Annotated in this window: 18 protein-coding genes; 4 read left to right on the top strand and 14 right to left on the bottom strand. The window is 38.9% G+C overall.

Annotated elements, in window-relative coordinates; translation table 11 throughout:
• Positions 1–103: 103 nt before the first annotated feature.
• Positions 104–1,531: an NAD(P)/FAD-dependent oxidoreductase gene (locus IEX65_RS18855; protein ID WP_188768210.1), complete on the top strand. Its 1,428-nt coding sequence runs from the start codon at positions 104–106 to the stop codon at positions 1,529–1,531.
• A gap of 4 nt (positions 1,532–1,535) precedes the next feature.
• Positions 1,536–3,071 carry a 4Fe-4S binding protein gene (locus tag IEX65_RS18850; protein ID WP_188768209.1) on the top strand — a complete coding sequence of 512 codons (1,536 nt, stop codon included), beginning with the start codon at positions 1,536–1,538 and terminating at the stop codon, positions 3,069–3,071.
• A gap of 97 nt (positions 3,072–3,168) precedes the next feature.
• Here IEX65_RS18850 and deoC read toward each other — a convergent pair whose 3' ends face one another.
• A complete protein-coding gene (deoC, locus tag IEX65_RS18845; RefSeq protein ID WP_188768208.1) occupies positions 3,169–3,840 on the bottom strand; it encodes a deoxyribose-phosphate aldolase in 672 nt (223 codons plus the stop codon).
• Positions 3,841–3,934: 94 nt separating this feature from the next.
• Complete coding sequence (locus IEX65_RS18840; RefSeq protein ID WP_229250775.1) at positions 3,935–4,294, bottom strand: winged helix-turn-helix transcriptional regulator; 360 nt, start codon at positions 4,292–4,294, stop codon at positions 3,935–3,937.
• A gap of 77 nt (positions 4,295–4,371) precedes the next feature.
• Between IEX65_RS18840 and IEX65_RS18835 the strand changes: the two genes are divergently transcribed.
• Positions 4,372–5,346 carry a ClpXP adapter SpxH family protein gene (locus tag IEX65_RS18835; protein WP_229250773.1) on the top strand — a complete coding sequence of 325 codons (975 nt, stop codon included), beginning with the start codon at positions 4,372–4,374 and terminating at the stop codon, positions 5,344–5,346.
• 122 nt (positions 5,347–5,468) lie between these two features.
• Here the strand turns inward: IEX65_RS18835 and IEX65_RS18830 are convergent, their stop codons facing one another.
• The 12 genes from IEX65_RS18830 to cobA all read right to left on the bottom strand — a co-directional run bounded on the left by IEX65_RS18830 (position 5,469) and on the right by cobA (position 21,391).
• Complete coding sequence (locus IEX65_RS18830) at positions 5,469–6,371, bottom strand: histone deacetylase family protein (protein ID WP_188768207.1); 903 nt, start codon at positions 6,369–6,371, stop codon at positions 5,469–5,471.
• A complete protein-coding gene (locus IEX65_RS18825; RefSeq protein WP_188768204.1) occupies positions 6,371–6,781 on the bottom strand; it encodes a DoxX family protein in 411 nt (136 codons plus the stop codon). Before IEX65_RS18825 ends, IEX65_RS18830 begins: the two co-directional genes overlap by 1 nt.
• Before the next feature lie 35 nt (positions 6,782–6,816).
• The gene (locus tag IEX65_RS18820; protein WP_188768202.1) at positions 6,817–7,050 is read right to left on the bottom strand and encodes a DUF4834 domain-containing protein; all 234 of its coding nucleotides are present in this window, start codon (positions 7,048–7,050) and stop codon (positions 6,817–6,819) included.
• Between the two features lie 109 nt (positions 7,051–7,159).
• Positions 7,160–8,425, bottom strand: coding sequence for a TlpA family protein disulfide reductase (locus IEX65_RS18815; protein ID WP_188768200.1), 1,266 nt, complete (start codon positions 8,423–8,425; stop codon positions 7,160–7,162).
• Positions 8,426–8,690: 265 nt separating this feature from the next.
• A complete protein-coding gene (locus tag IEX65_RS18810; RefSeq protein ID WP_188768198.1) occupies positions 8,691–10,157 on the bottom strand; it encodes a rubredoxin domain-containing protein in 1,467 nt (488 codons plus the stop codon).
• Positions 10,158–10,219: 62 nt separating this feature from the next.
• Positions 10,220–13,894: a nitrate reductase gene (locus IEX65_RS18805; protein ID WP_188768196.1), complete on the bottom strand. Its 3,675-nt coding sequence runs from the start codon at positions 13,892–13,894 to the stop codon at positions 10,220–10,222.
• Positions 13,895–13,935: 41 nt separating this feature from the next.
• On the bottom strand, positions 13,936–15,273 hold the full coding sequence (locus IEX65_RS18800) for a NarK family nitrate/nitrite MFS transporter (RefSeq protein ID WP_188768195.1): 1,338 nt from the start codon (positions 15,271–15,273) through the stop codon (positions 13,936–13,938).
• A gap of 146 nt (positions 15,274–15,419) precedes the next feature.
• Complete coding sequence (locus IEX65_RS18795; protein ID WP_188768193.1) at positions 15,420–16,274, bottom strand: ABC transporter ATP-binding protein; 855 nt, start codon at positions 16,272–16,274, stop codon at positions 15,420–15,422.
• Positions 16,261–17,061 (bottom strand): nitrate ABC transporter permease, encoded by an 801-nt coding sequence (gene ntrB / locus IEX65_RS18790; protein WP_188768191.1) that lies wholly within the window; start codon positions 17,059–17,061, stop codon positions 16,261–16,263. Before ntrB ends, IEX65_RS18795 begins: the two co-directional genes overlap by 14 nt.
• Before the next feature lie 106 nt (positions 17,062–17,167).
• On the bottom strand, positions 17,168–18,391 hold the full coding sequence (locus IEX65_RS18785) for a CmpA/NrtA family ABC transporter substrate-binding protein (RefSeq protein ID WP_188768189.1): 1,224 nt from the start codon (positions 18,389–18,391) through the stop codon (positions 17,168–17,170).
• 109 nt (positions 18,392–18,500) lie between these two features.
• The gene (locus IEX65_RS18780) at positions 18,501–20,054 is read right to left on the bottom strand and encodes an alginate export family protein (protein ID WP_188768188.1); all 1,554 of its coding nucleotides are present in this window, start codon (positions 20,052–20,054) and stop codon (positions 18,501–18,503) included.
• 584 nt (positions 20,055–20,638) lie between these two features.
• Positions 20,639–21,391, bottom strand: a complete 753-nt coding sequence (cobA, locus tag IEX65_RS18775) for a uroporphyrinogen-III C-methyltransferase (RefSeq protein WP_188768187.1) — start codon at positions 21,389–21,391, stop codon at positions 20,639–20,641.
• Between the two features lie 310 nt (positions 21,392–21,701).
• On the opposite strand from cobA, the gene IEX65_RS18770 reads away from it, so the two are divergent.
• The gene (locus tag IEX65_RS18770) at positions 21,702–23,153 is read left to right on the top strand and encodes an ATP-binding protein (RefSeq protein ID WP_188768186.1); all 1,452 of its coding nucleotides are present in this window, start codon (positions 21,702–21,704) and stop codon (positions 23,151–23,153) included.
• Positions 23,154–23,328: the final 175 nt, after the last annotated feature.

Genomic DNA, 23,328 nt, shown 5'->3' with positions numbered 1-23,328 from the left:
TTCGTATATTTCGTCAGTTAGCCGACAAACCAGCATCTTCAAAATCCACAAATTTGTAAACGAAAACGGGCAATCAAAAAAATTGTTTCAAAACTCAACCCTCATGGAACACGTTGTTATTATCGGAAATGGCATTAGCGGAATTACTGCCGCTCGACATATCAGAAAGCAATCTGATTGCAAAATTACTGTCATTTCGGGCGAAACTGACCATTTTTTCTCTCGTACGGCTCTCATGTACGTCTATATGGGACACATGAAATTTGAGCATACAAAACCCTACGAAGATTGGTTTTGGGAGAAAAACCGTATTGAGCTGAAACGTGCATGGGTTAAAACAGTTGATTTTGAAGAAAAGAAGTTATATTTCAGACTGCCCAACGATACGGATGATAAAGAAGCAAAAGTTGGTGGCTCAATCAGCTACGATAAATTGATTTTAGCACTTGGTTCAACACCCAATAAATTTGGCTGGAAAGGGCAAAATCTCAAAGGTGTGCAGGGGCTTTACAGCTACCAAGATTTAGAATCTTTGGAAGAAATAACACCCCAAATCAAAAAAGCGGTTATTGTGGGTGGCGGCCTGATTGGCGTAGAATTGGCCGAAATGCTTCATTCAAAAGAAATTGACGTAACATTTTTAGTGCGGGAAAGTAGTTTTTGGAATGCCGTAATGCCGCCCGAAGAGTCAGTCTTTATTTCGAGACACATCAAAGAAAATCATATAAATCTCAAGTTTTCGAGCGAATTAGATGAAATAATTGGAGATGAGAATGGGCAAGTAAAAGCAATACGAACAAAATCGGGTGAGGAAATTGAATGCCAATTTGTGGGTTTAACGGTAGGAGTTAGTCCAAATATTGGTTTGTTGAAAGTGCCACAAGGAAACATGATTGGAAGAGAAAAACCTGCTTTTGTGCTGGGCGTTGGCGGAATAAAACTCAATCGTGGAATTTTGGTAAATGAATACCTTGAAACTAACATACCTGATGTATATGCCGTTGGAGATTGTGTGGAACATGAAAACCCACAAGTTGGAAGGAAAAATATTGAACAAATTTGGTACACAGGCCGAATCATGGGCGAAACAGTAGCCCGAACAATCTGCGGTAAACCAACTAAATATCAGCCTGGGATTTTCTTCAACTCGGCTAAATTCTTTGATATTGAGTATCAAACTTACGGTCAAGTCCCTGCCGAATTGCCAGTTGACACGAAAACTTTTTATTGGGAACATTCTTCGGGCAGAATCTGCGTAAGAATCAACTATCAAGCTGATAGTGCGGAACGCCGCCCGAAGGCTGTTACGGGCGTAAATACATTTGGAATTAGAATGCGACACGAAGTTTGGGATGAGTGGATTTCGTCAGGTAAAAGCATTGAATATGTTTTAGAAAACCTTCCAAAAGCCAATTTCGACCCAGAGTTTTTCAAACAGTACGAAAAAGAAATATTGGAAAAATACAACGCTGAAACTGGTAGTAGTTTAACATTAAAATCAAAAAAAGGACTCTTCTCAAAAATATTCTAAAGCCATGCTACAAAAACTCGGACTCTTCATTTTTCTTGCTGCTTTCATGCTCTTTGTTGGCACTTTGGGCATGAATAATTATACATTGACTAATGAAATATTGGAGAAAAACTTCAAAGAAGATGCCCTTCTCGATGCTAAAATAGAATTGGCTTCGATGGTTGACCAAAATTATTCAAATTCCTATACTTTCACCGCTGAATTATCAGAAGGCATAAATCAACTCAATAAAGTATATAATGCTCAACAAGCTTGGGATAAAAAGATTTATGAAGATACAATCTTGACAATCGTAAAATCTTCCGCAAACGGATATTTAGTTGATAATAAAGGTATTATGTTTTTATTGACTTTCGGTCTGGCTATTTTTGGGGCATTACTTTTTATAATTCCAGAGGCACAGAAACCCGCAGGAATTAAAAACAATGGTATTTACTTCAACCCTGCCATGACACGCAAGTGGCTGGGTATTGGCATTGGTACTTTTTTGATATTATTCTATATTGCTCTTTATTTCAAGCCGCAATACATTGCCAATTGGACAATGCTCGTTGACCCTGTGAGTAAACTCATCAATGGTGGAGAAGCGAGCCGTTGGTTTATGTATGGGTTCCTCTACACGATTTCGGTTTTAGTAATGGGAATCAGATATATTATCAAATATCGACATTCTAAGTATCAGATTTTCAGGACTTTATCAATTATGTTTTTTCAGACTTGTATTGCTTTCATTTTACCCGAAATCATGTCGAATCTGAATTTACCTTCGGCCGATTTGAAAAATATGTGGCCGCTCGACTATTCATTTTTCTTTAATTATAGGATTGATAAATTGCTTGCAAGTGGAGCTTTTGGCATATTTTTATTGGTTTGGGGAATTGTACTTTTTGTAGTTGGAGTGCCAGTGATGGTCTATTTTTTCGGCAAGCGTTGGTACTGCTCATGGGTTTGTGGTTGCGGTGGCTTGGCAGAGACTCTGGGCGACCCTTTTCGACAACTTTCTAATAAATCTTTGAAGGCGTGGAAGATAGAACGCTATCTGATTTATGGAGTTTTGGCTTTTGCCATTATCATGACCATCGGTGTGCTTTATACCTACTTCACTGGCAGCTATAATCTACTCGGTTTTATTCCAACCGAAAGCCTAAAATCAAGCTATGGTTTCCTGATTGGTTCAATATTTTCAGGCGTTGTTGGTACTGGTTTTTACCCACTCATGGGAAATAGAGTTTGGTGCAGATTTGGTTGCCCGTTGGCGGCTTATCTTGGAATAATACAAAGATTCAAATCGAAATTTAGAATCACAACCAATGGCGGACAATGTATTTCGTGCGGTAACTGCTCAACGCATTGCGAAATGGGAATTGATGTGCGGGCTTATGCTCAAAAGGGGCAAGACATTGTGCGTTCATCGTGTGTAGGCTGTGGTGTTTGTTCGGCGGTTTGTCCAAGAGGTGTTTTGAATCTCGAAAATGCAGAAACGGGTACACGAGTAATGATTGCTCCTGATGTTTTGTTAGGGAATTTGATGGAGAAATGATTTTTTCACCACGGAGGCACGGAGGACACAGAGTTTTCACGGAGCATATTCTCTGTGTTTCTATGTGTTCTCCGTGCCTCTGTGGTAAATTTTATACTCAATATCCACTATACCCAAACCCTCCACTCACGATAGTCACACCTGATGAAGTTCCGAGTCGGGTTGCTCCAGCTTCGATGAAAGCCATTGCTTGCTCATACGTTTGAATTCCGCCCGACGCTTTGATTTGAATATTAGTTGGCAATACTTCACGCATGAGCTTAACTTGCTCAATATCAGCACCTTTAGGAGCAAAACCTGTTGAAGTTTTCACAAAATCAGCACCAGCTTCTTCACAGATTTCACAAGCTATTCGTATATCAAAATTATCCAAATAGGCAGTTTCGATGATAACTTTTAGCAAGGCGTTGCTATCGTGTGCAATTTCTGCCAATGCCTTTATTTCTTGCTTTACAGTTTCGTAAGCCATTGATTTAAAAGCATTTATATTCATCACCATATCAAGTTCGTCAGCACCATCTGCCAATGCTTTTTTAGCTTCTGCTATTTTTGCTTCGGTTGAATGATAACCCAACGGAAAACCAATAACCGTACAAACTTTAGCATCACTATATTCGAGTAGTTCTTTTACAAAACTTACATAAAATGGCGGCACACAGGCCGAATAAAAACTATTTTGATAAATTTCTTCGCATAGTTTCCTGAAATCCATTTCAGTAGCAGTTGGTTTCAGTAAAGTATGGTCAATGTATTTGGCGATATTCTGCATGAAATTTTCTTTAAATAAAGTCAAAAAAGAGGAAATTTAGTTATTCTCTGAATTAGTACAGACAAAACAATCTAATTTCAGAACAAACATTTTCTTAAAAATCCTCCAGTTGTTGCAAGAGTGGTATTATTTTTTTCCCCTTCTCTGTTAAACTGTATTCAATGTGTAGAGGTTTTAGTTTTATTGTTTCTTTCGATAAAATCCCTTCGGTTTCGAGTTCTTTCAAGGCAGTTGCAATGGCTTGTTTGGTTGCTCCTTCCAGCTGACGTAAAAGTGCATTAAAACGAATCGGATTATCAATAGCTAACTTCAAAATCTGTGGCTTCCACTTTCCTGCTATTGATTTCAGTAATTCTTCGGCTGGGCATTTGGCTTCTTTCATTTGTATAATATTGGTAGTCAGATTTTTTTGACTAATTGACAGTTGTTGGTCTTCTTTGCACTTTTGCAACATTATTTCTTGACCAATAGGTTCATAAGAATCATACCAAATTTTAATTACTATAAACTTTAAATCTCAACAACCGTAAAATGAAAGTTCTCTTTTTCTTCATTTGTTTGGGATTAGTCATTTGTAACGCACAAAACATTAAGAAAATGTCTAACGAAAATCCACTTTTATGCGATATTGAATCAGGAATCTGCGGAGTAGAATCTTCTGATAGTAATTCGACAGTTCTCAATATAGAAGCGAAAGCAGAACCAATCAAAATTGTCTATTTCACTGACCCAATTTGCTCATCTTGCTGGGGAATCGAACCTCAATTACGCCGATTAAAGCTTGAATATGGCTCTGATGTAGAAGTTGAATACCACATGGGCGGTTTGTTGAAAGATTGGTCGTACAATAGTGGCGGTATCAGTAAACCGAGCGATGTGGCTCATCACTGGGACGAAGTAAGCCATCATTATGAAATGCCTATCGACGGTGATGTTTGGCTCGAAGACCCACTTTCATCTTCGTATCCTCCTTCGATTGCATTTAAGGCCGCCGAAATTCAGGATAAACAAAAAGCGATTTTGTTTTTGAGAAAAATCAGAGAAATGGTTTTTCTTGAGAAAAAAAATATCACAAAATGGGAATATTTGGAAAAAGCGGCCAACGAAGTGGGGCTTAATGTTCAGCAGTTAAAACAGGATTTTGATGGTGAGGCAAAGGAGTTGTTCAAAAAAGATTTGATTTTGGCTCGTGAAATGGGTGTGAGAGGCTTTCCGAGTTTATTTTTTTCGGATACTTCCAAAAATGTTTTGTTTATGTATGGTGCTCGACCTTATAATGAATTTATCACCAAACTTACCGCTTTGACTCCGAACATCCAACCTCAAGTATTTAAAAGCGATTGGAAATCGCTGTTTCAAAAATATAATACCTTAACGGCCAAAGAGTTTGCGGTGTTGAGAAATCAGACTTTTACTAACGCCGAAGAGGTATTAAAACAACTAACAAAAGATAATTTACTCGAAGTTTTCCAGACTAAAAACGGTGCAATCTGGAAGATAAAATAAAGTTTTCTATACTATCCTCCTCATAACTCTCAGTCGGGAATTGGTTTCAAACTATTCCCGACTTTAATTTTTAAATTTTGCTTTAAACAAAGATTAATCAAAATCAACATTTTTCAGTATATTCAAAAATACATGCTTTCGGCTAAACGAAAGGTATTACAATGAGCCTCTACAATATCGGCGATTCGAGGCGAGTACCCACCACCCATCGAAACCACAATGGGCAATCTATTTTTGATGGCTTGCTCGAAAACAAATTCATCTCGACGTCGGCAACCTTCCATTGAAACACTCAATTTGCCCAATTTATCAGACACCAAAATATCTACGCCCGAAATGTAAAATAAAAATTCGGGTTTTTCTTTCTCAATCAAACGTGGCAAAGTCTCGTATAAAATATCAAGATAATACTCATCTTGGCAGTAGGTCGGTAACTCAATATCTAAATCAGAAATTTCTTTTTTGAGTGGATAATTTTCTTTTCCGTGCATTGAAAATGTAAAAACTCGTGGTTCATTCTGAAAAATCACGGCAGTTCCATTGCCTTGATGCACATCTAAATCAACGACCAGAATCTTATTAACTATCTGATTTTCAAGCAAATAGTTAGCCGCTACTGCCACATCATTTAATAAACAAAAACCTTCGCCTTTATCAGCATACGCATGATGCGTTCCGCCTGCAATATTCATTGAAACTCCATATTTCAAAGCAAAATGACAACAGTCTATTGTTCCTTGCGTGATAATAAGTTCACGTTTCACAAGCATTTCTGAAACAGGGAAACCTATTCGACGCTCCATCTTAGGGTCGATGCTTAGATTGAGTAAATCATTGAAATACTTTTCATCGTGTACGCTCAACACCCAACGTCTATCTACTTCCGTAGGTGAAAAGAAATTTTCTTCGGTGCAAGTGCCTTCGTAGATTAATTGCTCAGGAATCAGCTCATATTTCAGCATCGGAAAACGATGACCTTCGGGTAGAGGATGGCGATAAATAGGATTATAGGCTATTTTGAGCATCACTTAAATATCTTCGCATCAATCGAATATTTCCCTGCTCCAGTCAAGAAAATTGAGAGATACGCAAATAGATACAATAGTGCGTGTTCTTTATCGCCGAGTGGGTCTGCACCATGAATTGAAAAACTAATGATTGCCATACAACCAAGCAGAATTACAAGGGCTGGACGAGTAAATAATCCAAAAATCAGAAGAATTGAGCAGAAAAATTCGGCAAAAACTGTAAGACCATGTGAAACCATTGGCGATACATGCAGAGGGTCTGGGAAATCGTGCTTGCCCGCTAAGAATTCTTGTAGTTTATCATAACCGTGTGGAATCATCAAAAAGCCGAAGCTGAGACGTAAAACTAAAACTGCCAAACTTACTTGGTTTGGCAGAGAGGCTGGTTTTAAATATTTTTTTAGCATATTAATTTATAAAATGAACAATTTAGCAAACTGCTCTACTTAACTTCTTCATAATCAACGTACTGACCACCTTCAAAGCCTTTGCTTTTTGAATTCGTTGGTGGTGTTTTCACCTTAATTTCACCTTCTTTGCCACGCTCTTTTTCCATGAAATCGTTATAGCGTTTTTGTTGTTTGGCAATTTGATTTCCTACCAAAATCTCGAATAAAAATCGGCGAATGGCAGGTACAAATGCAATCGCCAACAGAATTAATATGATATATTTCATCGAATCTGAATTTTATAAAACAAAGTTACACTAAGATTAGAAAAACTTGCAAAATTATTTGAATGAACTTTCACAAGTCATTGTCTGTGCCTTCACTTACAACATCTTTCTATTCCATTAACTTCAAAAGCAAATCTAAAGTTTCAGGACTACTCGGACGAGGTGCTTCTGGGCGAACAATTGTTCCACTCTTGTCAATAATCATATAACGTGGAATACTATTGATTTTGTATTTCTGACAAACACCCGAAGCCCAACCACCTTCCGAAATTCCGTGGTCGCCATTATTTAGTTTCAAATTATCAATCGCACTTTTCCAGTTATTTGGGTCTTCATCAATCGAAACATACAAGAAAACAATGTTTTTCTTTTGTTTCTCTGTTAAGCCATCATGTATCTTTTTTGAAAATGGAAATTCTGCACGACATGGCCCACACCAACTCGCCCAAAAATCAACATAAACTACTTTGCCTTTATATTTAGCAAAATTAAACTGTTTACCATCTATTCCTGTCAAAACTGGATAATCGTTGCCAAGTGGTAATTTATCTTTGCCTTCGTCTTTCTTTTTAGCAACTTCTTCTTTCTTATTGAGTGTTTCTTTGCAATGATTCAAGAGCATATTTCGGTAATCATTGGCCGCGACTTGGCTAATCCAAAATTTGGCTGATGATGCCGTGATTTTCCCGCAGTTATCATAAAGCAATTTGGTGAGTGTATAATCTAAAACTTGTCCTTTGAGGTATTTTTGGGCATAGTTTCCTTTATCTGAAATAGCCTTTACTTGGTCGGAATATTTAACAAACTTTTGTTCTTGTGAATTGAAGTAAGTCACGAAAAACGGCAAGAAATTGCGATAACTTTCGACCATCATGAGTTTTTCGTCATTAATTTTTGCAGGGTCGAGTTCTTCGGTCATTACGGCAGGAAGTGAGACCACACGCGTAAGTTTTGTATCGATATTACTGCGTATGATTGAGTAAGCGAGTAATAAATGCCAGTAATTCCAACGGATATTGGCTTCCACCAAAGACTGAAACTCGGGATTGAGTTTAGCAAGATTTGGGTAGTTTTTTAGGAAATTTAATTGACTTTTTCGCTCGTCGTAAAGTTTCATTTCCCAATCATCAACATTAGCTGAAATCAAATGAACATAACGAATGTCTTTATCGAATGTATTGGGGTATTTCTTATGAAAATCTACTAAAAAGGCTTGAGCATCAGGGTTTTCGATTAAATCAGTAGCTTTTTTTAAGATATTTCCATCGCCGTATTCTACAAAAATATCGGCACTATCTGGCATCGAAAAACCAACTGTTTTTTGAGCAAACGTGATGACTGGAAAAAGCAGCAAAAAAATAAAATTCTTCAACATAGTTTTGTTTGTTAAAAGTCCACGGTCAATAGTCGACAAGTCCACAGCTGTAAAGTTTTCTTTCCTAACTCTATGATTGGGTTGCTTAGGGAGTTGACTGACTAATAACCATTATTTACACAAAACTAACGAAAATCTATGCCAAAGAATTCTTTTAAGTATAGAAAACATATTTTTATTTACCACGGAGACACGGATTACATAGATTATCATGGAGTAATTTCTCTGTGTGAATTCGTGTAATCCATGCCTCCGTGGTCTTTTTTTAAATAATTTCCATTTTTACTTGTACTACCTTAAAATCCTTTTTATCAGCCTCGCAAGTTGGGCAAGTGTAGGTAGCAGGAAGTTTTGAAAAAGGCACACCCGCAGGAATATCATTCAATAAATCACCAAAATCTGAATCGTAAATGGTAAAGCAATGTTTGCACTGATGTACTTTTTTGGTGCTTGGCTTGGCAAGTTCTTCTTCTTTGTGGTCATCACGTAATCCTGCTGCTTTGATGGCATCTTCGGCAATCATTTTATTGTATTCCAGTACACTTCTACGTAGTTGTTCGTTGAGGTTAAAACGTAAAATACTTGTCTCGAAATACTTTTTTGTACGTCCATTCGGATTGAAATCTTCGGTATATGAAATATCATAAACATAATGCAGCGGAATGGCATTAAAAAGTTTAAAACGGCGACGTTGCACCATAATCGAGGCATAAACCTCGGTACGTGGCCGAGTTTTTATACCAAAGCAAAGACCAAAAGTTCGTAAATCCTGCTCATCGAAGGTTTTGACTAAATCAAGTTTTAGAAGAAGAGCTTCGTCTGAGTCATCTTCAACTTGCCAATTCAGCTCATTGGCGGCATGACGCACATTGATGTTGAATGCTGAAAGCAAATTACTCCATTTTCCACGACTGACTTCATCAATACCTTTGATAATCAATGATTTGAATGGTGTGAGGCATATCTCACCGATTTTGGTTTCTTGACAAAGTTCACATAGTTTTATTAAAAATTTCACTTTGAAATATTCATTTCGGCGATAGATTCCGAGCCAAGATTTTTTACCATAGCGATTGAAACCTTCGTAGTATGGTAATGTAAATTTGGCAGGTTCGAGTTCGGTCTCTTTTTCGAGTGAAATAAACGATGGAATATTACTAAAAAGTTGGTCGATATTATTTTCGAATTGTTGTTCTTTACCTGCAATCTTTTCTTCTAAAAACTTACAAAGTTTTGGAATTTCGTTTGAGAAAATGAGTTTCTCGAAACTAAAAATTTTATTGGTTTTTGGAAGTCGAATGTATAAATACCAAAAATTTGGATTTGTAGAGGCTATAAAATTGAGATGTCCCGAAAAGTAAGGCGTAAAACTTTGCTGGTTATCCGATAGGTTAATTTTTAGTTTGGCATCATAATCAAACAAATCGAGAATATCTTTGTAGATGCCTTCGGTTAGCCAATTGCCTTTCTGAAAAACTTCTTCGGCTACGTACGAACTAATGATATTCGGATAAACATTATCGTCTGATTGAAACGTAATATTCTGAGTCAACATTTTCTGCTCGAAAATTCGAGCAAATGGGTGCGGCAAGTGAAAAATTAACTGCTGACGAAGTCCAAAACGCACCTCATCAACCTGCGACTCTTGAGCCGCTTCTAAAATATATTTCAACTCACCAGGCGAAGCAATTCCGCCTTTAAAATTTATTCTGACTGTGTAAAAATCTTTCATGACCCCACCGAATCGTCGGACCGTCCCCTAAAGGGGAGTTTTATTTTTGATTAATTGCATTTTTAAACCTCCACCAATGCCTCTTTCCCAACATTCTCCAAAATCATTCTGACTTCGGGGCGGCAACTTCCGCAGCCTGTTCCTGCTCCTGTTTTTTGGCAAAGTTGAGCAAAATCAGTGCATCCGCCTTTGATAGCGTTTTGGAGATTTCCCTGTCCAACATTGTTGCACGAACAAACTAATTTTCCCAAAACTGGCTCGGAGGTTTTGCCCGAACGAAGTAAAGCCAAACGTTTTTCTGAGAGTTCTATTCCATTGGCTATTAAATCTCTGAATTCGAGAAACTCCGATTTATCGCCAATCAGGATAGCTCCAACCAACCTATCGTTATGAATGATACATTTTTTGTAATAATGCTTGGCTTTATCAATAAACGTAACCTCCTCATAATCAGTAGCTCCAGAAGGAATTTCGACTACGCCCAATGAACATAGATTAAGGCCGTGCATTTTCAAAAGATTCATAGAAAGGCTGCCTTTGTAGAAACTTGATAAATCGCCTGCCAGAAATTTAGCTACTACTTCGGCTTGCTGCTCGGCGGCGGCCGTAATGCCCCACATTTGTTTTTTCCATTCGGCTATCTCGCCACAGGCAAAAATATCAGGGTCAGAAGTTTGCAAATAGTCATTAACCACCACGCCACGATTGCATTCTAAACCTGCTTCTTTAGCCAATTGAATGGTTGGAACCGTACCAGCGGCTACAATAATGGCATTGCACTCTAATTTTTGACCTGATTTTAGGCGAACACCTTCGATTTTGTTTGTCCCGTAAAACTGCTCAACTTCATCGTTGTAATACACATCAATTCCACGAGCCACGATTTCTTCGTGTAAAATATCACTACCCAGTGCATCAAGTTGACGGTCCATAAAGCGGCCTATACGCTGCACAACAGTTACGTTTACATTGATTTCTCTTAATGAAGCAGCCATTTCGAGGCCTAAAAGCCCACCGCCTACGATTACAACCTGCCTTCGGTTGGGTTCGGCTTCGCTCACCCACAGAAGACTGTCTCCTTGTTGCCCTCGACTTCGCTCGGGCAACGGCTTGAGAAATGGTAATAAAGTATCGGCATCTAAACGGCTTCGCATATTGAAAACTCCTGCCATTTTCGGGAAATTTTTGGGCATAAACGCCTGACTTCCCATGCCAAGAAACAGTTTATCGTAAGTGTGTTCGTTGCCCAAATCATCTACCACTACTTTATTTTTGCGGTCGATATGATTGATACCTATTCCTCTATGAACTTTAATATTATTTTCTTCAAATTGGTCTTCTCGAAGTTTCACGAGTTGTTCCCACGATTGAGTTCCGCTGATATAATCGGGCAACATTACACGGTTATAAAATGGATAAATTTCTTTTGAAAACACCTCAATATCATCGGTTTGATTGAGTTTTCGGTAAGCAGCAATAAAACCCAGTCCAGCCGAGCCTGCCCCGATAATGATGATTTTTTCTTTTAGTTTTACATATTTCGCTATCTCGACGGCTGAGAATTTAAAATCTGGTTCTTTTGAACGAGCATCGACCAAAACATTTGTGATATTGTTGGCACGGCCAAAATCATTGCCCAAAATTCGGCCCCAGTGCATTGGTAAAAAGCATGTACCTTGTTTTACTTCGTCAGTAATTTTTGCCTTTACTTTTACGCTCCCCCGATTTCCGTTCACTTCTACGATTTCTCCCTCTTCAATCCCCCGTTTTTGTGCATCTTTTGGGTGAATTTCTACAAATGGCGTAGGAATGTGCTGATTCAGTTTATTCACTCGTGCGGTTTTGGTCATGGTGTGCCATTGGTCACGAATACGACCGGTGAGCAAAATCAAAGGAAAATCTTCGGTCAATTTCTCGGAGAGATTTTCGTCGGGCACGGCATGAATCTTTGCACGTTTGTTGGGAGTGTAAAATTCGCCACGTTCAAAAAGCCTTTGAGTACCAAGGTTTAGTTCTGAGTTAAGAGCAGGCGGCGTTCCGCTTCTGAGTTTTGAGTTTTCTAACTCAGCACTTTCAACTCTAAACTCAGAACTCTTAAACGGCCATTGCACAGTCCTTTCTTTCAATAATTCATAACTCACGCCCGTTACGTCTATATTAGTTCCACGAGTAGTTTCGGTGTATTCCTTATATATTTCGCCGAAATTATTGTAGGTAAATTTATTTTTCCAGCCCATTTTTGCGGCAAATCGACAGATGATTTCGGCATCGGGCAAGGCTTCTTCTGGAGCATCTATAACTTTGCTGAGGTGCGTAATTCTCCGCTCGGCGTTGGTCATGGTGCCTTCTTTTTCTGCCCAAGCAGCCGCAGGAAGCACCACATCGGCAAATTTTATTGTATCGGCTTTGTTAGAAACATCTTGAACTACCACAAATTTGGCATTTTTCATGGCCAGTTCGGCCATTCGAGCATCGGGAAGACTCACCATTGGGTTTGTACAAACAATCCAAATGGCTTTTAGTTTTCCTTCTTCTAAACCCTTAAACATTTCGGTAGCAGTAAGCCCGATTTTATCAGAAATCGTTGTTCCTCCCCAAAACTCTTCCATTTCGAGTCTGTGAATGGGGTTGGCAATTTCACGGTGCGATGCCAGCATATTTGCCAGTCCACCAACTTCACGGCCACCCATGGCATTAGGTTGACCAGTGAGTGAAAATGGACCATTTCCTGGCTTACCAATTTTACCATTAATCAGACTTAGATTAATCAACGAAAGATTTTTATTTACTCCAATTACCGACTGGTTAAGTCCCATTGTCCACATCGAAAGAAAACCTTTGGCTTTGGCAATGAATGAGGCTGTTTTGACGATTAGTTTTTCATCAACGCCACAAATTTCGGCTGATTCGGCGAGGGTTCTTTCAAAAACCTTTGTTTTATAATCTTCAAACCCATCGGTATGATTTTGAATGAAGTCATTATCAATCCAATTATTTTCGATTAAAATTCGTCCAATAGCATGATTTAGCGTTACGTCAGTGCCTGGATTAATTTGCAAATGAATATCCGATGAAGTAGCAGTTTGCGTTCGACGAGGGTCAACTGTGATGATTTTTACATTTGGGTTGGCAGCCTTATGAGCCTCTACCCTACGCCAAATAATTGGATGACACCAAGCTGGGTTTGCCCCTTCGACCAAAATACAGTCTGACTGCTCAATATCATCATAACAAACTGGCACAGAATCTTCACCCAACGAGAGTTTATACCCAACCACCGCCGACGACATACACAAACGAGAATTGGTGTCGATATTATTGGAGCCAATGAAGCCTTTCATGAGTTTATTCCAAAGGTAATATTCCTCTGTAAGGCATTGTCCCGAAACGTAAATACCAACCGAATCGGGGCCGTATTTTCTGATAAAGGTCTTGAAAATAGCAGCAGTACGCTCCAGAGCTTCGTCCCAAGTGGTACGTTGCATCGGCATACTCCGATTCATTCGCATTTGTGGGTATAACAATCGGTCTGACTTATCATTGACGGTATAGTGCAAATTCATACCTTTCGAGCAGAGCATCCCTCGGTTAACTGGGTGGTCTTTATCACCTTCTACATTTATTTTTCCATTACCCAAATCGGTGGCTATGATTCCACAGCCTACTCCACAGTAGCAACACGTGGTTTTAAAGCTCTTTCCAGCTGTAGGAGATGTAATATTTCTGTTATTTTGCATAATCGTACTTAATTTGATAATTCAAGACCTCAACCTTCCATTTAAACCAATTCTTCCTCTAAAATTGTCTTTGCAGCTTTGGCTTCCTTTGAAAACTTAGTTATTAAAATCAAGAATGCAGCTACAATTGCGGCGTAGCCGATATACCCAAATGCATCAGCGTAAGTAAGGTTCTCTGATTTGAATAGAAAGCCCATCAACATTCCGCCGATATTTCCACCAGCCCCAACAATACCAGCTACTAAGCCTACATTTTGTGCATTGATGAAAGGAGTGAGAGCGTAGGTTGCACCATTGGCCATTTTCAGAAATAAAGCAAACAAAACCATTGAAGCAATAGCCAAAGGCAGTGAAGTAGAACCAGCAAATAAGATTAAACCGATACCCTCGATTGCAATTAAAACTGCTAAAAGTTTTCCTTTACCCGAAAGTCCGTTTTTCTTACCTATTTTATCAGCCCAAATGCCACCTAAGGCACGAGCAAAAATATTCATGAATCCAAAAAGCCCTGCTAATAGCCCAGCCAGTTTTTGGTCAACGCCAAAGTTATCGACAAAGTGAAGTGCAGCCACGTTATCGAATGTGATTTCCATTCCGAAACATATTGAGTAAGAAAAAGCCAAAGCCCACACTCTCCAATCTTTTACTACTTCCATAGTGTTTGGCTTTTCTTTCTTGGCAACCTCACGGTTGATGTCTTCGTAGTTTCCTGCGGGCGTATCTTTCGTGAATTTATAATATAAAAATGCACTGATTAGCAGCAATGTACCTGGTACAATCATGGCCAAACGCCAAGCCTCGCCTTTTGTATAACCAAGACCAACGATTCCAGCAAAAATTACGGGCATAAGCATATTCGTAATTCCTCCGCCCAAATTTCCCCAACCTCCTGCTACGGCATTGGCTGTGCCTTTGATATTGGGAGCAAACATAACCGAAGTATGGTATTGGGTAATGACAAATGAAGCACCGATTACCCCGATGGCTAATCTGAATAGCAAGAATGTTTCGTAGCTGTGCGATAAACCCACCAAATACACTGGAATGGCCGAGAAAATAAGTAGAGCCGTGTAAGTTTTGCGTGGCCCCCAAGTATCACACAAACGACCGATTAGCAAACGTGCAATAATAGTAGCCGAAACCGCTGCAATGAGCGTATTGCCTACTTGTGCTTTGGTAAGTCCTAAGTCTTCACGAATGGTTGGCATGAGTGGTGCAAGACCAAACCATCCAAAAAAACACATGAAGAATGTAAACCACGTTATGTGGAAAGTACGCATCTGAACGCCTGAGAAATTCAACACATTGAGTGATGTAAGTGGAGACCCCCCACCCCCTAATGGGGAATTACTACGGTTATTTTCGTTGCTTGTTTTCATTTTTTTCTTTGATTGACAGTATTTAATATTTTAGTTACTTATACTTATTTTTATAAGTATTTATACTCAAAAATTGACAGATTTATTGAAAAATCCCAGTTGGCAAAGCCAAAAGGGATTCGTAAAAACTGTCAACCAATGACTAATTATAAATCTTCGATTGAGAACTTATCGAATAATAAATTCAGTAATCGGTCATGAACTTCGATGTATTGAGGTAAGTGTATGATGTCTTTTTTATTGCGAGGGCGAGCAAGCGGAATATCAACAATCTCTTTGATGGTTGCGGCAGGACCATTATTCATTACCACTACTCTATCCGATAAGAAAATCGCCTCTTCGATATCATGCGTAACCATCACAATTGTTTTGTTGCGATTATCTAAATTCCAGAGTTTCAATAACTCAATGTGCATAGAGCCTTTTGTCAAGGCATCTAATGCTCCGAAAGGTTCATCAAGCAACAAAATACTCGGATTGATAGCAAATGCACGAGCGATGGCCACCCGTTGTTTCATTCCTCCAGATAATTGGCTCGGAAGTTTATCCTTATGCGACCAAAGGTTTACCATGTTGAGGTTTTTCTCAACTAATTCTATTTTTTCAGCTTTAGAAAGATGCGGTAAAACGGAATCAACTGCCTCGAAAACATTTTTATAAACAGTGAGCCACGGTAAAAGTGAGTAGTTTTGGAATACGATTCCTCGGTCTGGGCCTGGGCCTTTTACTGTTTTTCCGTTGGCAATCACTTCTCCAGAAGATGGAGCCACCATACCCGAAATTGTATTCATTAAGGTTGATTTTCCACAACCTGAGTGACCAATGATACTAACGATTTCGCCTTTTTTGATGGTCAAATCAATGTCTTTTACGGCCGTAAATGTGCCTTTACCTTTCGATTTGAACGAAACAGTAACGTCTTTGACTTCGATACTGGTTTCGGTGATTATCTTGTGAAACGATGAAGAATCATCTATTAAAAGTTCATTATTTGCTTTCATAACTAAATGCTTTTTGAAGTACGTTGAAAATTTTATCGAACAAAAGCCCCACGGTTCCGATGATAAGAATTGCGGAAAGGATTTTTTCGAGGCTCAGGCCATTCCAAGAATCCCAAACAAAAAAGCCGATTCCGACACCGCCCGAAAGCATTTCGCCAGCCACAATTACTACCCAAGCGATACCAATCGAAAGGCGAAGCCCAGTAATGATATGAGGTAAAGCAAATGGCAATAGAATTTTTGTGATGTATTTCCAGCGAGAAAAACCAAAAGCTTTTCCAACATTTTTATGGTCGGCTGGCAATGACGAAACTCCAAAAGCAGTATTGATAAGCGTTGGCCACAATGAGGTAATGGTGATGATAAAAATTGTGGCTTGGTCAGATGCTTTGAAAGCCAACAAACCCAATGGAAACCACGCTAAAGGTGAAACTGGACGCAAAATCTGCACAATCGGATTGAGTAATTTCATACCAATTTTAGAAGAACCCATCAGCAAACCCGCTGGAATAGCAATGAGGCTCCCCAAAGCAAACCCCAAAAAGACACGACGCAGCGAGTACCAAAGTTGAAGGCCAATGCCTTTATCGTTAGGGCCATAATCATAAAAAGGCTCGGCTAACATTTCAGAAAAGACTGTCCAAGTTGCCACTGGCCCAGGAATTTCTGATTTGGTAATGAATGTTACTAATTGCCAAATTCCTAAGAGGATAAGCATACTTCCGAGAAAGTAAAGAATACCCCCAACCCCTGAAGGGGAGTATATTTTTGATAGTATTTTTTTCATTATTTTAAAAAATTAAAAATGATTTGAATGAATAACCTCAACCCCTAAAGAGGAACTTTATATTTTAGCTCCCCTTTAGGGACGGTCAGATTGGTCGGCGGGGGGGTTACTTCTTCGTTGCCGACAAATACCCAGCGATATTATTCGGGTCGAAGTTAATGTCAAGAGTAGTTTTGAATGCTTGCATATCTGGTTGAACAGGCACGCTCATTTCTTTGGCCACTTCAGCAAACAAATCATCTAAAATCAATTTCTCAGCAATGCCTTTATAGTCTGGAGCTGATTTTAAGTAGCCAAAACGTACATATTGAGCCAAAAACCACATCGCATACGATTTTTTAGGAGTAGCAACTAAGCCATTGTTGTAGAATGTCATGTAGTCATCTTTGTATTTTTGTACGCCTAAATCACAACCTAAATCATTTGAACCTAACAAGCGAGCTTCCAAAACCGCCACAGGAGCATTTACGTAATATGGTTTCGATAACCAAGCTGCAGCTTTCTTACGATTTCCCATGTTATCCAACCATTTTTGAGCTTCTATGATGGCCTTCATTACTTTCTTCAAATCCTCTTTTTGGCCTGCCGCAAATTTGCTATTTACTACCAAAGCTTTTTCTGGGTGGTTTTTCCAAATATCTTGGCTTGCAATGTGCGTAAAACCTACGCTTTGTGCTACTGCCACCCCATTCCATGGCTCACCTACACAGAAACCTTCCATGTTATCAACTTTCATGTTTGCTACCATTTGTGGCGGTGGAATCGTGATGATACCTACTGATTTTTGGTTTACACCGGCGGCCGCCATCCAGTTTCTGAGCCAAATATCGTGTGTACCTCCTGGGAAAGTCATGGCAAAGGTTACTTCTTTACGTTTTTTGATTTCTGTAATAGCCGAGTTTACTTTTTTCAAATCTTTGAAACCAACCAATCCACAGAAATCCTTCGAGAGTGAAATAGCCTGACCGTTGTTGTTGAGTGTCATGGCAATTTTCATTTCCGAACCAGCTTTTCCGCCTACGCCCGTGTAAACCGATAAAGGCATTGAAAACAAACAATGAGCTCCGTCTAACTCGCCATTCAAAACTTTATCACGAATATTAGCCCAAGAAGCCTCTTTGCTTAGTTCTACATTTACTCCGTATTTGGCAAATAAGCCTAATTCTTTTGCTGCCACTAACGGAGCACAGTCGGTCAGTGGAATAAAGCCTAATTTAATTGCCTCAGCGGCAGGATATTTGAATGCTGAGATGGTAGAAGCTAAGATAATGACAGCCCCCAACCCCAATGGGGAGCTAATTTTGAATATTGATTTGAATATATTTTTCATAAGATTAAAAGGCCCCTAACCCCCGATGGGGAATTAAAGGAATTATGTTTTTTATTTAATAAATAATTTTAAAGCCTTGACTAATTGTCCCCCATTGGGGGTTAGGGGGCTATTGTTTAATTGCCACTGGTTTTGAGTAGAAGAAATCAGGTCGGATATTGAGCATTAAATATCCCCACTGGCCGGTTTTGCGGGTTTTATCCATCGAATTTTGCTTCACGTATTCGAGGCTGTTGTTTCCTTTCATTACAGAATAACCTAACTCAACCGAAGTGAATTTATTGAGGGAATAATTCAAGACTAAATCATATTCCATGCCCAACATCGGTGAAATTTTTGCACCTGCTGGAGCATCTTTCATTTTATTTGGCGTATCAGCAGCCAAAGCAAAATAATGAATATCGAAAGTAGTTGTTAGGCGTGGGGCGGCATGTTTAATTTTAAAGAAAGCATTTTGGAGTCCACCAACGGGAGAGCCTGTTCCAACATAGAAGTAATCCATATAACCCCAATGCTTGTGCGGTGTTCCATAAAGTGGGTCGAAACGGCTCGTTTCGCCAGCTTTTGTATTAAAACCATCATTTCCAGAAAGCACTTCGTAGCCTGGGCCGAAACTTAAAAGTCCTTTTTGCATCATCAAATTTGCTCCGTAGTAGTAGGCATTCGTAATTTTCAAGCCATCACGGTCTTTTCCTGATTGCACATACCCAAATGCTTGCCATGCAACTTTACCGAGTTTTGCCGAAGCATTGCCAAATTGCCCAGTGAGCATAGCTCCATAAGTAAAGCGAGAATTTACACCCGATTGGTCATAACGTCTTCCATATACGTAACCCTGTGTAGCATTGCCCAAACTATCAATACGGTATTTCGAGAAATCATCTTTGAAGAATAAGACCGAAAGTTTCGTTTGTTTGAACTTATGGGTCAAATACGCCATTTGAAACGACTTGAACATTTGGTTTTGCCCATTTGTGCTGGCCGCATTGGCCAAAACTGGAGCTCCGCCTTTACCGCTGGTTGGCAAAAATCCTGTTGGAATAGCCAACGTAACATTTTTATTGGAAAGTGCCGTTGCAGAAGCATTTCCACCCACATAATATGTACCGTTTGTACCGAAAGCGTCGGCATTTTGATTGAAACCACCACCGAAGTCTAAAGCCCAACCTAAATGCTGTGCTTTGAAGATAGCTGCATCGAAACGGCGAGCTTGTTGTAGCCAATCGAGGTTACCGAGTAAACGAACATCGTCATATACAAGCTCTTGGCGACCAATTTTTAATGAAAGATTCTGAATTGGTTTGAATTTAACGGTTGTGTCGGCCGAGTTTGCCAGTACGATTTCGGCCCATGCTTCGTGTACGCCAAACTTGCCTCCGTCGGCATTTGAGATTGATGAGGCATCTTGCCCCCAAACACGCACATCTTGCACGGCCATACCGAAAGTTACTCTGTCCCATTTATAACCAAAGGTTAATCTAGTACGTTGTGATGTAAAAGCTGAGTATTTTGTACCATAAGGTGCAAGATTACCTAATCCGTCACGTATTTCTGTGCGAGTTCTGACTTGACCGAGTAATGAAAATTGAGAATAAGACGCTTTGAAAAAAGAAACTGCGAAGAAAATTGCAAGCCCAAACTTGCGAAATAGATTTTTTTTCATTTGTTTTGAATTGAATTGTGAATAAATACCTACGTTCTGCGATTCGTTAGCCGATTTGACACCCCCATGTCAGGTCGGTTTTTTTGTTTGGTTCAAGACGAAGCCCCCACTCCGACTATCACCAGTTTTTTGTTCTTTTAATGTTGTTTTCCCTACGTTTGCATTTCATTTGAAGTTTTAAATAAATAGATTAGTACTTTCAATTAATTTTCTGATAGCCCCCACTATCAGAATTTTCTTTGGTTATTTATACTTAATAATACCGTTTTTGTTATTGCTTATTCAAATGTAGAAAATAATATTTTATACTCAAAACACAAAACAACATATTTTTGTCATTTTTGGCATTTTTACTTAAAATTCTTTTAATTTTGAAACTTGTTTTTAGAAAAATGCAATTTTATTTTTCATTTTTAGCATTTTTTGAAACCTATTTTTATTGATTTTGCATTTTTTAATTTTTTACCAACTAAAATTCAACCATAAAAAAGATAAGGATTAACACTCAAACCAACCGAAACAAAAAATGCCATCCCGATAAAGGAATGGCACCGTGGTGTATATACTATACCTTATATATATATCTACAAATTCATACTGGCTACATAGGCCTCGACATATTCGGGATGCAAGCCAACAACATCACCAACGATAATAACAGCAGGATTACTCACTTTCGACTCATGCACTTTTTCGACAATATCTCTTACTTGCCCGAAAACCGATTTTTGTTCGCCAGTAGTTCCATTCTGAATAATCGCCACTGGTACATTGGCTTTGCCGTGCTTATCAAAAATAGCCGCAATTTCGGCCAATTTGCTCATTCCCATCAAAACTACCACCGTAGCGGTTGATTGTGCTGCCAATTCGAGGTCTTTTGGTAGGCTGCCATCGCTTGTATGCCCTGTAACTACCCAGAAACTTCGAGCAATATCTCGGTGTGTAATCGGAATCTGAACGGCAGCCGCAACGCCAATCGAACTCGAAACTCCAGGAATAACTTCAGTCGGAATTCCGAAAGCTTTGGCGTGTTCTAATTCTTCGTAGCCACGCCCAAACACAAATGGGTCACCGCCTTTTAGTCGCACAACGTGGCCGTGTTCGAGTGCCGACGAGACTATTAAATGATTGATTTCGTCTTGCTTAAACGAGTGCTGTCCCTTACGCTTACCAACATTGATTTTTATGGCATCTTTTGGTGCGTATTCGAGCAAAGAATCATTGGCAAGAGCATCATATAATACTACATCTGCACTTTGCAGAGCCTTAATGGCTTTTAATGTGATGAGTTCGCTGTCGCCCGGACCCGCCCCCACGAGTGTTAGCTTAGAGTGCATAATTTTTGAGTATTAATGTTTAGAAGTAAAAAGGGTGGATTTAGTAGGTATAAAAACCCTAAAATAAAAAATAATACGGTCGTAGCCATATATTTCATGATATAAAAGTAAGGTTAATATTTGCCCAAAGCATACTTTAACCAAAGAAAATTTCAAATTAGTTATTTTTAGACAAACAAATATAAATAAAATACAAAATGAGTAAAATTACTTAAAAAGCAAATAGTACAAAAGAAACAAAAACTTTAATATAACAAAGAACTTTGAATGCTGGCTTGTTAGTTCAAAAAAAATGCTTTAATTTTTCAGAATGCAAAATCTCGACAAGCAAGTATCGCAGCGATTAACACGTCTTTACATGGTGGCACTCTTTGTGGTGGCACTGCTTTCGTTGTTTGGGCAAATGCTAATTCAGCGTTCGCTCAACGAATCGAGCGATGATGCCCACGTTGTAAATTTAGCGGGTAGGCAGCGTATGCTAAGCCAGAGGATATGCAAAATGGCCATCTTACTGACCAATAAAACGCAGTATGCCGAAGAAGCCGCTTTTTACGAAAATGATTTTAGCGAAACACTAAATCTTTGGGTAAAATGCCATTATGGCCTAAAAAATGGCAAACTGGGCTTGGAAAAAACTTATTTTGTAAAAAATAGTAGTGCCATACAAAAGTTATTCGACGAAATTGAGCCTAAATTTCAGGTAATCAGTATCAATGCCGATAGTGTTGCTCAAAAAAATTATACCGCCCAAAGTAGCCACAACATTATCAAGAATATGCTTACCAACGAACGTGATTTTCTGAAAATCATGGATAAGATTGTATCGCAGTATGATATTGAGGCAAAAGAAAGGGTAGAGAACGTCAAGCGAATCGAATTTATACTCTTTGGATTTACAATTTTAACGCTTGTTCTTGAAGCTTTTCTGATTTTTATACCACTCGTACGATACGTGCAGGAAGTCATTCTCAGAATCAAGGAATCGGAACAAGAATTACAGACCAAAAATCAACAACTCGAAGAAACCAACGAACAACTGGTTTCGACCCAAAAAGATTTGGTCAAAGCCACCGAGGAAAAGTTTATTTTGATACGAAAAGAAGACAACGTACGCTCAACGGCTCTGCTCGAAGGCCAAGAAGAAGAACGCAAACGACTGGCTCGTGAATTGCACGATGGCATTGGGCAAATGCTTACTGGCCTCAAACTCGATAGCGAACAACTGAAAAGTTTGCCCTTTGTGAATGAAAAACAACGAAAGTCGTTTGAAGAACACCAAAAACTAATTGATGAGACTATTGAGGCCACTCGCACGGTATCGTTCAATTTGATGCCTTCAGTACTGACAGATTTTGGACTTTCTTCGGCCATCAGACTGCTGCTCGAACGAACCGCCAAAGGTGCTGATTTTCGAGCCTCGTTCAATGATTTGACCGAAAACATAACGATTCCTAACAAAATTGAGAATAACTTGTATAGAATTACGCAAGAAACACTCAATAACATTATGAAACACGCCAAAGCCAAAAAGGTATCGATAACTTTATCAAACGAAAAGAATAAATATATTACACTTTCGGTGGTTGACGACGGCAAAGGCTTTGACATGAAAAAAACCAAGAAAAGCCGATTTGGAGGAAATGGATTGGGCAACTTACAAACCCGTGTTAGGCTTCTCAACGGAACGATAAAGATTGATTCAGAAGTAGGCAAAGGAACGAGTATTTTTGTAAAAATTCCTATTATTAACGATAGCCTTTGAGTGGTTTCTGGTCGTTTAGTTACTGGGAAATTAGTTATTTGTTATTGATTTGTGGGCTATACTTTAATATTGGTCAGCATGAATCAATATTAAATTGACCTGTTTTCCAATAACCAATTCTCCAGTTTTCCAAATACAATACAATGAACCAACAAAACGCATCAACACTAAACAA

The sequence above is a fragment of the Emticicia aquatilis genome, from assembly GCF_014644295.1.
Taxonomy (GTDB): Bacteria; Bacteroidota; Bacteroidia; order Cytophagales; family Spirosomataceae; genus Emticicia; species Emticicia aquatilis.
The sequence above is the reverse complement of the archived record's forward strand: the minus strand, read 5'-3'. Positions and strand labels throughout refer to the sequence as shown.